14 protein-coding genes are annotated in these 14689 nt (G+C 45.7%); 9 read left to right on the top strand and 5 right to left on the bottom strand.

Translation table 11 applies throughout. The annotated features are described in order from the left end of the window. Positions 1-62: 62 nt before the first annotated feature. Both FTU67_RS06320 and brnQ read right to left on the bottom strand, forming a co-directional pair. Positions 63-308, bottom strand: a complete 246-nt coding sequence (locus tag FTU67_RS06320; protein ID WP_016658209.1) for a hypothetical protein — start codon at positions 306-308, stop codon at positions 63-65. 489 nt (positions 309-797) lie between these two features. Continuing rightward, the gene (brnQ, locus tag FTU67_RS06315; protein WP_160241350.1) at positions 798-2090 is read right to left on the bottom strand and encodes a branched-chain amino acid transport system II carrier protein; all 1293 of its coding nucleotides are present in this window, start codon (positions 2088-2090) and stop codon (positions 798-800) included. Positions 2091-2433: 343 nt separating this feature from the next. Here brnQ and map point away from each other — a divergent pair, with 343 nt between their 5' ends. Then, the gene (gene map, locus FTU67_RS06310) at positions 2434-3228 is read left to right on the top strand and encodes a type I methionyl aminopeptidase (RefSeq protein WP_171431941.1); all 795 of its coding nucleotides are present in this window, start codon (positions 2434-2436) and stop codon (positions 3226-3228) included. 171 nt (positions 3229-3399) lie between these two features. Here map and FTU67_RS06305 read toward each other — a convergent pair whose 3' ends face one another. Then, complete coding sequence (locus tag FTU67_RS06305) at positions 3400-4299, bottom strand: LysR family transcriptional regulator (RefSeq protein WP_075168197.1); 900 nt, start codon at positions 4297-4299, stop codon at positions 3400-3402. A 176-nt stretch (positions 4300-4475) separates the two neighbouring features. On the opposite strand from FTU67_RS06305, the gene FTU67_RS06300 reads away from it, so the two are divergent. Beyond that, positions 4476-4811, top strand: a complete 336-nt coding sequence (locus tag FTU67_RS06300) for a hypothetical protein (RefSeq protein ID WP_180056811.1) — start codon at positions 4476-4478, stop codon at positions 4809-4811. 48 nt (positions 4812-4859) lie between these two features. On the opposite strand, the gene glnG is transcribed toward FTU67_RS06300, so the two are convergent. Further along, positions 4860-6335 carry a nitrogen regulation protein NR(I) gene (gene glnG / locus FTU67_RS06295; protein WP_005177581.1) on the bottom strand — a complete coding sequence of 492 codons (1476 nt, stop codon included), beginning with the start codon at positions 6333-6335 and terminating at the stop codon, positions 4860-4862. Next, entirely contained in the window at positions 6322-7431 is a 1110-nt protein-coding gene (gene glnL / locus FTU67_RS06290) for a nitrogen regulation protein NR(II) (protein ID WP_005177582.1), read from the bottom strand. The genes glnG and glnL overlap by 14 nt, the downstream gene beginning before the upstream one ends. A 349-nt stretch (positions 7432-7780) precedes the next feature. On the opposite strand from glnL, the gene rimO reads away from it, so the two are divergent. The 7 genes from rimO (at position 7781) to rseP (ending at position 14678) form a co-directional block, all read left to right on the top strand. After that, the gene (gene rimO, locus FTU67_RS06285; protein ID WP_005177586.1) at positions 7781-9124 is read left to right on the top strand and encodes a 30S ribosomal protein S12 methylthiotransferase RimO; all 1344 of its coding nucleotides are present in this window, start codon (positions 7781-7783) and stop codon (positions 9122-9124) included. A gap of 48 nt (positions 9125-9172) precedes the next feature. After that, positions 9173-9901: a UMP kinase gene (pyrH, locus tag FTU67_RS06280; RefSeq protein WP_005177594.1), complete on the top strand. Its 729-nt coding sequence runs from the start codon at positions 9173-9175 to the stop codon at positions 9899-9901. Positions 9902-9980: 79 nt separating this feature from the next. Continuing rightward, positions 9981-10535, top strand: a complete 555-nt coding sequence (gene frr, locus FTU67_RS06275; protein ID WP_005177597.1) for a ribosome recycling factor — start codon at positions 9981-9983, stop codon at positions 10533-10535. 6 nt (positions 10536-10541) lie between these two features. Then, complete coding sequence (gene uppS, locus FTU67_RS06270) at positions 10542-11294, top strand: polyprenyl diphosphate synthase (protein ID WP_005177599.1); 753 nt, start codon at positions 10542-10544, stop codon at positions 11292-11294. Between the two features lie 3 nt (positions 11295-11297). Beyond that, positions 11298-12122 (top strand): phosphatidate cytidylyltransferase, encoded by an 825-nt coding sequence (locus FTU67_RS06265; protein ID WP_180061555.1) that lies wholly within the window; start codon positions 11298-11300, stop codon positions 12120-12122. Continuing rightward, a complete protein-coding gene (gene ispC, locus FTU67_RS06260) occupies positions 12123-13319 on the top strand; it encodes a 1-deoxy-D-xylulose-5-phosphate reductoisomerase (protein ID WP_180061554.1) in 1197 nt (398 codons plus the stop codon). 3 nt (positions 13320-13322) lie between these two features. Further along, a complete protein-coding gene (gene rseP / locus FTU67_RS06255) occupies positions 13323-14678 on the top strand; it encodes an RIP metalloprotease RseP (protein WP_180061553.1) in 1356 nt (451 codons plus the stop codon). Positions 14679-14689: the final 11 nt, after the last annotated feature.

Below are 14689 nucleotides of genomic sequence, written 5' to 3'. Positions count from 1 at the left end.
AAAGCTATTTTTCTGATTCTGAGTAGATGGATGAAGGCTCATCCATCTGGGTCGGTTAAAAATTAAGAGTTGTGCTGATCAATGGGAGCCGGCTGTCGATATTTTTCATCGACCACAGCCCAAATATAGAAGGCGATACAGACGATTAGTGCGTAGATAAAGTATGCGGGTTTCAGGTTACCCTGAATCAATCCTTGAAAGACCAGCGTCAGCAGCAGCGCAAAGGTGGTGCTGAGGAAAGTCACTAAATTGTTATTTGCCTTCAGAGCGTTAATGAAGACTTGCTTATTGAAATGTAATGATAACATCTCCATCCCTCCTGTATTTTGATCAAAAACAGACTATTTTGATCGGATTAGTTTGTTTAGTTGTACTGCGAATTGCAGTGTATTTCAAGCGCCTATCGCAATATTTTAAAAGAACATAGTGTGTATAAATAAATGCTCAAATTCAGTTCATTTATTTACGGAATATTAGGGCATCACTGTAAAGAAGTGAGTAAAGATGTAGCATTATTTATGCCAGCTTAACAATAGGGCAGCTATTAGGCTTTGGTAGAAGGTATGCAAAAAGAGGGTAAAGAGCAGCATTGCGCTGAATTGAAGGGTTTCAGAGAATGAGGAGAAGCGAAAGTGGATGAGCTTACTTCAATTGACCTGGAAGTTGAGCAAGAATGAGCTAAACCAGACTGAAAGAAAGTGACACAATAAGAGTCAGTTTGGGTAAAACTTGACCATTATTGAGCAATTTAAAATCGGGTTTGGGTAAAACCAGACTTTAACGACTCGGGTTAAGGCTTAGTGTTTAACCTTGTCGATCACAATACAAATCAGCAGGACAATGGTAGATGGAATCAGCCAGGCCAGGTTTTGCGCGCTTAACGGTAAGTTCAGTAAAGCTTCTGGTAAAAAGCCATCTAACCCCGCCACTTTTAAGCCATCAATCACGCCAAAGAATAAGGCTACTGCGGTGACCGGACGAATTACACGCGCTGGAGAATGGAAGTTTTTCCAGAAAAAGCCCAGTAAGATCACTACAATCGCAGGCGGATAAATCGCACTTAATACCGGCACTGAGAGTGCAATCAGTTTGGTCAGACCGAGGTTGGAAATCACCAGTGAGAAACCGACTAAGACAAATACCCAAGTACGATACCTAATGCGGGTAATTTGCGAGAAGTATTCTGCACAGGCACAGGTCAGGCCAATCGCGGTTACCATACAGGCAATGAAAATCATGGCACTTAAGAACAGGGAACCTAAGTCACCAAAAGCATGTTGCACATAGGCATGCAGGATCACTGCGCCATTGGTTGCATTCGGTGCTACTTCATGACTGCCTAAGCCCAGTTTGAACAGGCTTAAATACACCAGGGTTAAACCGATACCAGAGATCAGTCCGGCAATCATGGCGTATTTGGTCATCAGCTTTTTATCGCTGACCCCACGCGAACGCATGGCATTAATAATCACAATACCAAATACCAAGGCACCCAAGGTATCCATGGTTAAATAACCATTGACGAAACCTTCCGAGACTGGACTGTTGATATAGTTATTAATGGCTGGCGGAATATGACCCGCGGGAATGAACGTTGCTGCAACACCCAGAATAATTAACGATAAAATTTTCAGGGGCGACAGGAAATAACCCACCGTATCCAGAATCTTGTTTGGATACAGCGCAACAATAGTCACCACAATAAAGTAGATCAGACTGTAAATCAGCAAGCTGCTCGGGGCTGCACCAAAATAAGAGGAGAAACCAATTTCATAAGAAACGGTTGCGGTACGGGGAATGGCAAATAAAGGGCCTACCGCTAAATAACACACCACGGTTAAAATCAGACTTGCTGCTTTGCCCAGTGGCGAACTTAAAAGCTGGATCGAACCTTCTACACGAGACAGGGCAATAATGGTCAACACCGGCAAGCCCACGGCTGTAATTAAAAAGCCGAAAGCTGCTAACCAAACGTGTTCACCTGCCTGCTGTGCAACAATAGGCGGAAAGATAATATTGCCGGCACCGATAAATAGTGCAAAGGTCATTAAACCTAAGGCAATAATATCCCGTGTACGTAAACTCGTCATAAGGGAGATAGATCGGTTAAACAAAAGAAAGCGATTCTAGAACATGGCAACTGCTTTGGCTAATTTATTTTATAAATCTTATGAATTATTTTTATATCTTGGCTTGGGAAATTGATCGGGTTGTCAAAAATTAGTGAAACTATATTGTTGATTTAATTTTTAAAAGATGAAAACTGTTAAATATCAAAAGATAAATTTGAAAAAACAGTCAATAAATATAAAGGTTTTTAATTGTTGAATATTTAAGCAGTAGTGGGTTTGTGGCAGATGGAACCGCTTGTGATCAAACAAAAGTCACTGAAAAGGACTATACTAAGCAAATGTTTCATAGGGGATTTTAAGCATGAGAGCGTCTGCCGTATCGATTAAAACCGAGCAGGATTTAGAAAAATTGCGTATTTCAGGTCGTTTGGCTGCTCAGGTTTTGGCGATGATCGGGGAGCATATCAAGCCGGGCGTGACCACTGAATATCTAGATGACCTGTGCCACGACTATATTGTCAATACCTTGCAGGTGATTCCGGCCAATGTTGGCTATTGCGGCTATACCAAAACCACCTGTATTTCACCGAATGAAGTGGTTTGTCACGGTATTCCATCTGCGTCGGTTGTGCTTAAAGATGGCGATATTATCAATATTGATGTGGCGGTAATTAAAGACGGCTACTACGGCGATACCAGTCGCATGTATTACGTCGGCACGATCAAGCCGGAAGCGAAAAGGCTGGTCGAAACCACCTATGCGGCGATGGTCGCAGGGATTCATGCGGTGAAGCCGGGTGCGACTTTAGGCGATGTTGGTCATGCAATTCAAACTGTCGCGCAGCAGGCCGGCTATAAAGTGGTGCGTGAATATTGCGGGCATGGTATTGGTAAAATTTATCATGAACAGCCAAGTGTACTGCACTATGGCCAGCCGGGTCAGGGGCTACAACTCAAGCCAGGTATGGTGTTCACGATTGAACCGATGGTCAATGCCGGCGGCTCCAGAGTCAAAGAGCTCAATGATGGCTGGACCGTCGTGACCACCGATAAATCACTTTCTGCACAGTGGGAACATATGATTGCCGTGACTGAAACCGGCTTTGAAGTGCTGTCGCCGTGGCCGGAAGGTACTGGAGAATACCCGGAAATCTAGCTATAAAACGGCTTATTTATACTTTAAAAGTATTAAGTGATATAAATTAGCTATTTGTTAATGCTGTCTTTTGTACATATTATGTATTTATAGATTCTTGCTGTAGTTTCTAGTTTTTATAGCTTATCCATCCCTGGATAAGCTTTTTTTTGCCTGAAATTTGAGTTGGCTTTAACGCTGTGACAGTTTTTCCACCAGAAAATCAATAAACACCCGTACTGCCGGTAACAGGCCGCGACGGGATGGATACACGGCATGAAAAACCCCGTGCGGCGCACGCCAGTTTGGTAACACGCGTACCAGTTCGCCTGACTGAATATAGGGTTCCACAATATTGTCCGGGAGCAGGGCAATTCCACAGTCCTGACGGGCCAGTTGTGCCTGTAGCATCAGATCCGAGCCCATTACGGTCGGGTTGACTTTAATTTTCTTCTGCTGCTGATGTTCATCATAAACCACAATATGCTGATCGACATGGTCATCGGCCATACTGAGAATATGGTGCTTGGCCAGATCTTCCGGCTGTTTCAGATCACCGTGCTGGTTTAAATAGGCCTGACTGGCAAAGAGATGCTGTTCAATGGTTTCAAAGGTACGAATCACCAGATTTGGGTCATCATCCAGGTTACTACGCACACGCAAGGCCAGATCAATCCCTTCATTAATCAGATCAACCCGGCGGTTACTGACCAGAAGCTGGACTTTAATTTCCGGATAGGTCTTTAAAAATTCCGGCAGAATTCTGGACATTTCATTCTGGGCAATGGAGACCGGCAGGCTAACTTTAATCAGGCCGCGCGGCTGAATACTCAGATGATCAACCAGATCATGCGCTGCCTGTGCGGCATTGGCCATCACCTGTGCATGTCGATACACGTTCATGCCAATATCGGTTACGGCAAAATGGCGGGAATTGCGCTGAATCAGGCGCACGCCCAAACGTTCTTCCAGATTGTGCACACGGCGGCTCAGTTTGGATTTGGGGATATCGGTTGCACGTTCTGCGGCGCTAAAACCGCCATGCTCAACCACCTGGGCAAAGCAGTAAAAATCATCGAGGTCCGAAAGCATGTGTAGTTATTCCATTTATGCAACGATAAGCAGATTAAATTATGATTGTTCTGGGCTGTCAATTTGATTTGTGCGGTTTTTGCAGCGTCTCTTTTCGCCTTTGTGATGCGTGGCGAGCTTAAGTTATGGCTACAAATCCTTTACACTAAGGATAAAGTCCATGAGATGATCAATACATGTCTTATCAACTGATTCAACAGCCCGATGCCGATGCCAACGTGATTTGTCCTTGCTGCCAGCAGGCGATTATTGACTGGTCACAAGAGCAGTATATTCAGCCCTGTGAGCATACGCTGTTTGTGGCGCTGGATTTGGGTTTTGAATATATTGCCGATGTATTTGAAGCAACCATGGCGCGTAGTGTCGATGAAATTCACGCATATGATGATCAGCTGAATATGTTTCAGGAACTGACCACAGCCAGCTTTCCGCATTATCTGATTATTCGCACCGATTTGGGCGTGCAGGATTTATCACGTTATATCGGCATTGCTGTGCCGGAATCCAATTAAAAATAAGCTCCTGAAGGAGCTTATTTTTATCATGAAGATGAGACTGGTTTAGCCTTCAATTTCTTCCTCGACATCATCATCAGCACTGTCCATGCCCAGTTCTTTCAGCTTGCGGGTCAGGGTATTGCGTCCCCAGCCCAGCAGTTCAGCGGCATGGCGTTTGCGGCCACGGGTCTGTTGCAGCGCGGCATTAATCAGGGTGCGTTCAAACATCGGTGTGGCGATGTCCAGAATTTTCATTTCGCCGTTTTTCAGTTTCTGTACGGCCCATTGACCCAGCAGCTCATCCCAGTGATGGATCGAGACGCGGTCTAAATGCAGATTGGACGGTACATCGCCTGATTTTTCAATTGGAATCTGTTTCAGTTCCGAAGGTAAATCTTCCGGATAGACTTCACGGCCGGTAATCATGACGGTTAACCAGCGGCAGGTGTTTTCCAGCTGGCGCACGTTGCCTTGCCAAGGCAGTTGCTGCATATACTCCTGGGTTTCCGGACGCAAGATTTTCGGACTCACGCCTAGCTCTTTACCGGCACGCGCCAGGAAGTGCTGCGCCAGCATTGGAATATCTTCACTGCGATGCGCCAGTTTTGGAATATGAATCCGGATCACGTTCAGACGGTGATACAAGTCTTCACGGAAACGGCCTTCGTGTACCAGCTTTTCCAGATCTTGGTGCGTTGCTGCAACAATACGCACATCTACCTTCACCGGAATATGGCCACCGACACGGTAGAATTCACCATCGGCTAAAACACGTAATAAACGGGTCTGGGTTTCAAATGGCATATCGCCAATTTCATCCAGGAACAAGGTGCCGCCATTGGCCTGTTCAAAACGGCCCTGACGCTGGGTGTTGGCGCCGGTAAAGGCACCTTTTTCATGACCAAATAATTCGGTTTCAATCAGGTCTTTCGGAATGGCGGCCATGTTGAGCGCAATAAACGGTTTGCTGCTACGCGGTGAATGGCGATGCAGGGCATGTGCCACCAGTTCTTTACCGGTACCCGATTCACCATTAATCAGTACGGTAATATGCGATTGTGATAAACGGCCAATGGCACGGAATACTTCCTGCATTGCCGGTGATTCACCAATAATTTCGGTCGACTGAATGGGCTGTGCGGTTTTGGCTGATTCCTGTTGCTGTAATTTGGTGATATGCAAAATGGCACGATTCACCAGCGCCAGCGCTTCATCAATATCAAACGGTTTTGGCAAATATTCAAAGGCACCAGTTTGATAGCTCGACACTGCAGATTCCAGATCCGAATGTGCAGTCATGATAATCACCGGTAAATCTGGATAGCTGGCTTTGACTTTACCGAGGAAGGTCAGGCCATCAATACCCGGCATACGGATATCGGTCAGGATTACATCCGGTGCATCGACACCCAGTTGCTCCAGAGCAGATTGGGCTTCTTCAAAACTGGTGACGTCAAAGCCCTCTTCCTTGAAGGTTTTTTCCAGTACCCAGCGCATGGCACGATCATCATCAATTACCCAAATTTTATTTCGCGACATGGTTAGACTCCCAAGGTATATATAAGCTAAATATTGTTTTTCCTGGAACAGATTGGCACTCAATCATTCCGTTGTGTTGATGCATAATATTCTGTGCGATGCTCAGGCCCAGTCCGGTGCCTTTGGCGCGTGCCGTAACCAGCGGATAGAACACCGATTCAATAATTTCTTCCGGCACACCGGGGCCGTTGTCTTCAATATCGACCCGTACCACCGAGCGATGAATCACGCCATTAATGGTGACCAGGCGCTGAATACGAGTTCTTAAAATCAGTTCGGGCTGATGTTCTACAAAGAACTCCTTGTTTTCCATCATGGCCTGTACCGCATTGACGCTAATATTCAGCATGACCTGAATCAGCTGGTCACGATCCGCCATCACTTCCGGTAACGACAGGTCATAATCCCGGATGATTTTGACTTTTTTCTTGGTCTGGTTGGCAATTAGCGAGCGCACGCGTTCCAATGGTTCATGAATATTGACCAGTTCGTAACTCGGTAACTGACGTGAACCGAGCATGGTGTCGGCCAGATTTCTGAGCCGATCGACTTCATTAATAATAATGTCGGTAAACTCTGCATATTGAGAGTCATTCAGACTGCGCGCCAGTAGCTGGGTTGCACCGCGAATGCCGGCCAGCGGGTTTTTAATTTCATGCGCCACGCCGCGCACCAGCTGCCGCGCCACCTGATGCTGCTGAATCAGGTTTTCTTCTTTGGAAATTTTCAGCATCCGGTCAATCGGATTCAGCTCAATCAGCAATAAAGGATGATAGCTTTTGCCGGCATTCAGCTGCGAAGCGGTGTAATCGACATGAATGTCTTTAAAGTTGACATTAATGGTGGCTTCACGGCGGGTATAAGGCTGTCCGGTGCTTAAAGTATTCTGTAGTGCTTCGTAGGTATTAAATTCATCGGTCGGGAGATGCAGTAAATTCATTACCGGCTGTCCGGCAGCACGTAATAAACTGATATCAAACAGCGCCTCACAAGAGGAATTGAGGTAAAAAATATTCAGGTTGCTGTCAACCAGTAAAATGGCAGTGGTCAAATTGTCCACTAAAAGGCGATAGTCGATAGCCGGGCTTTGATCCATTAGCGGTGGCATCCTGTATTAAAATAGCGCAATGGCATCTTCATAAAGCAATAGTTTCTGAATTAAGAACGTTAATGATGCAAATTAAGCAAAATGCACGCCAACTTTGTTCAAATTCCTGTAAATCAAGCCAATTTATGAGAAAAATGCGCTGAAATGGACGGGTTGATTCAGGTATAGCGGATAACGCCAGTGCTGTAAACCAAAAGTGAATCAAAATGGTGCAATATTGTGTATAAGCCGGCTTTAGTGGTTGTATTTTGGTGCATTATGCAAAGAGTGGGCTATTTCTCTATTTTTATGGCCAGAAAAGTCATACAATACGCGCATTCTAGTGGAGCGCAGATTCATGAAGTCCCCCAAAGTCGGTTTTGTTTCTTTAGGTTGTCCTAAGGCATTGGTAGATTCTGAACGAATTTTAACTCAGTTAAAGACTGAAGGTTATGATGTCGCATCGGATTATGACGGTGCTGATTTAGTCGTGGTTAACACCTGTGGTTTTATTGAATCTGCAGTACAAGAGTCTTTAGACGCCATTGGCGAAGCCATGAATGCCAATGGTCGCGTCATTGTGACTGGCTGTTTAGGTAAAGACGAAGACAAGATTCGTCAAATGCATCCGAATGTCTTAAAAGTGACTGGTGCAGCAGCCTATGAAGAAGTTATGGATGCCGTGCATCAGTATGTGCCGGAGCCACCAAAGCACAATCCGTTTATTGATCTGGTGCCAGAACAGGGGATCCGTTTAACCCCGAAACATTATGCTTACCTGAAAATATCAGAAGGCTGTAACCACCGTTGTACTTTTTGTATCATCCCGAGCATGCGTGGTGATTTAGTTTCCCGTCCGGTCGGTTCTGTTCTGGAGGAAGCCGCAGCGCTGAAACGTGCTGGTGTAAAAGAAGTTCTGGTCATTTCTCAAGATACTTCAGCTTATGGTGTGGATACCAAATACAAGCTAGATTTCTGGAACGGCCAGCCGGTTAAAACCAAATTCTATGACATGTGTGAAGCCCTGGGCCAGTTGGGTATCTGGGTCCGTTTGCACTATGTCTATCCTTATCCGCATGTCGATGCTGTGATTGACCTGATGGCGCAAGGTAAAATCTTGCCGTATCTGGATATTCCATTCCAGCATGCCAGTCCGAAAATCCTCAAGCTGATGAAACGTCCGGCGCACAGTGAAAATACACTAGAGCGCTTAAACGTATGGCGTGAAAAATGTCCGGATCTGGTGATTCGTTCCACCTTCGTGGTTGGCTTCCCGGGTGAAACCGAAGAAGACTTCCAGATGTTGCTGGACTGGTTGAAAGAAGCGCAGCTTGACCGCGTCGGTTGCTTCACCTATTCACCAGTAGAAGGTGCAACCGCGAATGATCTACCAGATCATGTGCCGGAAGAAATCAAGCAGGAACGTTATGAACGTTTCATGCAGGTGCAGCAGGAAATTTCAGCTGCAAAACTGCAAAAACGCATTGGTCAGACCATGACTGTGCTGGTGGATGATCTGGAAGAAGAATTCCCGGTTGCCGTTGCGCGTTCTTATGCAGATGCACCTGAAATTGATGGTAACGTGTTTGTTGAAGATATCGACAAGTCAAAAATTAAAGCAGGCGATTTGCTTGAAGTCGAAATTACCGATGCAGATGAATACGATTTATTTGCCAAGCTGATTGCGATCAAATCTGCTTAAGTACTGATATACATAAAAAATTTAAATTAAATACTTTGGAGTTTGATGATGTTGGATTCTAAAAAACCACGTTATGAACGTATTTTGCTGAAGCTTTCAGGCGAGGCATTGGCGGGTAACAAGGATATGGGGATTGATGCCCAAATCCTTGATCAGATGTCTTTGGCAATTGCACACCTGGTCGGTCTGGGTGTGCAGGTCGGCATTGTGGTTGGTGGCGGTAACCTGTACCGTGGCAGCCAGTTACAAAAAGACGGTCTGGTCGGTCGTGTGACTGGTGACCAGATGGGTATGTTGGCAACTGTGATGAACGGTCTGGCCATGCGTGATGCTTTAGTACGCCGTAACATTAAAACACGTCTGCTTTCAGCACTACCAATTGGTACCGTTGTAGAATCTTATTCAAGCCGTGATGCTATTCGCCACTTAACCCAAGGTGAAGTGTGCGTATTCGTTGCCGGTACAGGTAACCCGTTCTTTACTACAGATACAGCTGCCTGCTTGCGTGGTATTGAAATTGAAGCCAATCTGATTCTGAAAGCCACCAAGGTAGATGGCGTTTATAATAAAGATCCAAGCAAATACGAAGATGCGGTGAAATATGACACCCTGACGTTCGATCAGGTGTTAGATGAAAAGCTCGGCGTGATGGATTTAACCGCAATCTGCTTATGTCGTGACCACAATGTACCGTTACAGGTATTTGATATGAATAAAGCCGGTGCTTTACTTTCAGTGGTTATGGGTGAAAAAGAAGGAACTCACGTTACGAACTAATGTACGTGGGCCTGAAAGCTCTTTATACTACACGCTATTTTAGTAATTACATCTTTAAGAATTAAGTAAGGAAGATCATATGATTAACGATCTTAAAAAAGACAGCGAACAGCGTATGCAAAAGACTCTGGAGTCTTTGGAGCAAGGTTTTGCCAAAGTTCGTACCGGCCGTGCCCATCCATCAATCTTAAACGGTGTGATGGTTCCTTACTATGGCTCAGATGTGCCGTTAAACCAGGTGGCGAACGTGGGTGTTGAAGATTCACGTACTCTAATCGTACAGCCATTTGAACGTACCATGGTGTCTGCAATTGACAAGGCGATTCGTGAGTCTGACCTCGGTCTGAACCCGATTACCGCTGATTCGATTCGTGTGCCGCTACCAGCTTTAACCGAAGAAACCCGTAAAGACATGCAGAAAGTTGCGCGTTCTGAAGCGGAAAATGCCAAAGTGGCGATTCGTAACATCCGTCGTGACGTCTTGGGCGATATCAAAGCATTGTTGAAAGAAAAAGAAATTTCTGAAGATGATGAACGTCGTGCAGGTGATGATATCCAGAAAATCACCGACAAATATGTTGCTGAAGTCGACAAGCGTTTGGCTGCTAAAGAAGCTGAGTTGATGAAGGTCTAATTGTCGATGACCACATCTGAAGACTGTCAGACGCTTCCAAAACATGTTGCCATCATCATGGATGGCAACAACCGTTTTGCCAAGAAAAATCAATTGCAAAAAGGCGACGGTCACCGTGAAGGTAAAAATATTCTAGATCCGATTGTTGACTATTGTCGCAGCAAACACATTCAGGCACTCACCGTTTTTGCATTTTCAAGTGAAAACTGGAATCGTCCGCAATATGAAGTTGATTTACTCATGCAATTGCTGGAAGACACGATTCATGAGCAAATGCCGCGCATGGAAAAATACCAGATTGCCTTGCGTTTTATTGGCGATCGCAGCCGTTTATCTCCACATCTTCGTGACTTGATGTTGCATGCTGAACAAAGGACTGCTAAGTTCAGTAGCATGACTTTAACCATTGCCATCAGTTATGGTGGCATGTGGGATATGGCAGAAGCAGCTAAACAGATTGCGGCTGATGTGCTGGCCAATAAAGTCGCGCTGGAGCAGATTGATAGCACGCTGTTCGGTCAATATGTGTGCCTAGGTGATTTACCGCCTGTGGACCTGTTGATCCGTACGGGTGGTGATTATCGGCTGTCCAATTTCTTGCTTTGGCAGGCCGCGTATGCCGAACTGTACTTTACTCCGACCTTGTGGCCAGAGTTTAGTGTGGAAGAGCTGGATGATGCGTTTCATGTGTTTGCAGGACGCGAACGTCGCTTTGGAAAAACTTCAGAGCAAATCCAACAAGAGAAACTTGAGAATTAATACATGTTAGAGCGGATAATTACCGCATTGGTATTGGTCGCTGTGGTGCTGAGCTGTATGTTTGCAACTCAGTCCCATTATCCAATGTTTGTGCTGATGATTTTTGCAGCAGGGGTTGCGGGCTATGAGTGGTTCAAACTCATGCCAAGAACAACAAAATATGTCATCAAGCCCATGGCTTGGGGTTATGGTCTGGTGACCGCCGCTCTTTCCGCGCTTGCTTTATATTTTAGTGATATTACGTTATTGCTGTGGTCAGCCTCGATTTTAACCTGGCTGCTCAGCCTGTATTGGGTCAAATCCTATCCTGAATATGATGGCTGGTACAATCCAAGCCTGAACTTTATTGGCTTTGTGCTGATTTCTGCCGCCGTGACTGCCATTTATGCGGTCTGGACCCATTCACCGTGGTGGCTGATGTATCTGTTCCTGCTGGTTTGGGGTGCAGATTCTGGCGCTTATTTTGTCGGACGCAAGTTTGGTAAAAAGAAACTGGCACCACATGTCAGTCCAAACAAATCGGTGGAAGGTTTATATGGTGGCGTGTTTACCGCCATCCTGATTGTGCTGTTCGTGGAAATTGTCTATCTGGACTTAAGCCTGACCCAACATATTTTATTCCTGATTCTGTCCATGATAACCGTATTTAGTTCGGTACTGGGCGATCTGTTTGAATCCATGATCAAACGCCGTGCCGGAATTAAAGACTCTGGTCGTATTCTGCCAGGACATGGTGGAGTGCTGGACCGCATTGACTCCTTGCTCGCAGCGGCTCCAATCTTTGCTGCAAGCATGTATGTACTGAAACTTATTGGCGTAGATTTATAGATGTTACAAGCTGTTTGTATATTGGGTGTTACAGGTTCAATTGGTCAAAGCACCTTAAAAATACTGCAACAACATCCTGAAAAATATTCGGTATATGCCGTAACGGCTCACAGTCGTATTGCTGAGCTGGTTGAAATATGCAAACAGTTTCATCCCAAAGTGGCCGTGGTACCTGCTGCACAGGTCGATTCCTTAAGACAGCTGTTACAGCAGGCCAATCTTGCCGATATTGAAATCCTCTGTGATGAAGCTGGTTTAATAGCTGTGGCTTCACATCCTGAAGTGGATGTGGTGATGGCGGCAATTGTTGGTGCCGCAGGTTTAATGCCAACGTTGGCCGCAGTGCAGGCCGGTAAGCGCGTGCTACTGGCCAATAAAGAAGCCCTGGTGATGTCCGGTGACCTGATGATGCAGGCAGCGCGTGATCATGGCGCTTTATTATTGCCGGTCGATTCCGAACACAATGCAATTTTCCAGTGCCTGCCGCAAAACTATTTTGAGGTCGAGCGTAATGGTCAACCAAAACTGGGTGTGCAGCAGATTCTGCTGACCGCATCGGGTGGGCCATTTTTAAATCATAGTCTGGAACAGTTACACAGTGTGACCCCGGCGCAAGCCTGTAAACATCCCAATTGGTCTATGGGTCAAAAAATTTCCGTCGATTCCGCCACCCTGATGAACAAGGGTCTGGAGCTGGTTGAAGCCTGCCATTTGTTCGCAGTAAAAGAACAATTTGTTACAGTGGTGGTGCATCCACAGAGTATTATTCACTCCATGGTTCAATATGTCGATGGAACAACTTTGGCGCAAATGGGTAATCCGGATATGTGTACGCCAATTGCGCATGCGTTGGCCTGGCCGGAACGTCTGCAGACGCATGTTCCGCCGCTGGATTTATTTATCCATTCACAGCTGAATTTTCAGGCACCGGACACCACGCGTTTCCCGGCCTTAAAGCTGGCACGTCAGGCCATGCAGGCAGGTGGTATTGCACCGACCTTGCTAAATGCGGCCAATGAAATTGCAGTGGCATCTTTCTTGCAAAACCAGCTTGGGTTTACCCAGATTCCAGAAATTGTTGAACAGACCCTGAATCATCTGGCCAATCGCGCCGCAGATTCAATTGAAACCATTCTTCAGGCAGACCAGAATGCCCGTGCTTTTGCACAGCAGTGTGTGATTCAGACAGGAAGCTAAGACATGAGTGCCTTATTTATTATTGTTGCGGCCATTCTTTTGTTGGGGCCGTTAATTGCAATTCATGAATTTGGGCACTACTTTGTTGCACGCAAACTGGGGGTCAAAGTCCTGGTTTATTCTATTGGTTTTGGCCCGACAGTGCTGAAATGGACCTCGAAGAAATCCGGTATTCAATATCAGCTCTCGGCTTTGCCTTTGGGCGGCTATGTCAAAATGCTGGATGAACGTGAGGGCAATGTGGCAGAAGAAGATCTGCCTTTTGCTTTTAACCGTCAGCATCCGTGGAAACGGATCGCGATTGTCGCGGCAGGTCCTTTAATTAATCTGGTTTTTGCGATTGTACTGTTCTGGATTCTGTTTTTACCGTCTCAGGAACAGCTGAATACCCGTGTTGGGAAAGTCTTGCCACAAACGCCTGCGGCTGAAGTGAATATGCAGCCGGGTGACCGGATTACCGCAGTCGATGGTACCCAGGTCAGCACCTGGGAAAAACTGAATTTTGCGCTGGTGGATCGTGCTGGTGAAACAGGTACCATTCATATTCAGGCCAACCGCGATGGTCAGCCACAAAACTTTCAATTACCGATTCAAGATTTCTTGAAAGATCAATCTCAGTCACCACTTGAGGTGCTGGGCTTTACGCCATATCGTCCGAATATTCCAGCAGTGGTCAGCAAACTGAGTGAAGATGGCGCTGCCATTCGTCAAGGGATGAAAGAAGGTGACCAGATTTTAGCGATTGACGGTGTTGTCATGAAAGACTGGTACGATGTGGTACAAGTGGTACAGGCATCGCCAGAGAAACTGTTGAACATTGATGTGTTGCGTCAAGATCAGCGGGTACAGCTGGAAATTATGCCGCAGGCCAAACGCGACAATATGGGCAACACCACCGGTATGTTAGGTGTACAAAGTGACCCTGGAAAAATAACAATTCCTGAAGAATATAAACAAACCATTCAATATAGTCCTACAGAAGCCTTAATGATGGCGGTCGATAAAACCGGTCAAATCTCTTCGATGATTTTGAACTCTATCGTCAAAATGGTGCGTGGTCTGATTGGTTTAGATAACCTGTCTGGCCCGATTACCATTGCCAAGGTGGCAGGACAAAGCGCTGAAATGGGCTGGCAAACTTTTATTTCGTTTATGGCCCTAATGAGTGTAAGCTTGGGTATTCTAAATTTACTGCCAATTCCAATGCTGGATGGTGGACATTTGGTTTATTATTTTATAGAACTAATTCGTGGTAAACCTGTTTCTGAACAAATACAATTAGTTGGTTTAAAAATTGGTATGGTATTGCTCGGTAGCATGATGCTTCTGGCATTATTTAATGATTTTATGCGTTTATAACAACGTGGATA

The sequence above is a fragment of the Acinetobacter sp. YH12132 genome, assembly GCF_013418645.1.
Classification (GTDB): Bacteria; Pseudomonadota; Gammaproteobacteria; order Pseudomonadales; family Moraxellaceae; genus Acinetobacter; species Acinetobacter indicus.
This window is presented reverse-complemented; position numbering and strand designations above follow the sequence as displayed.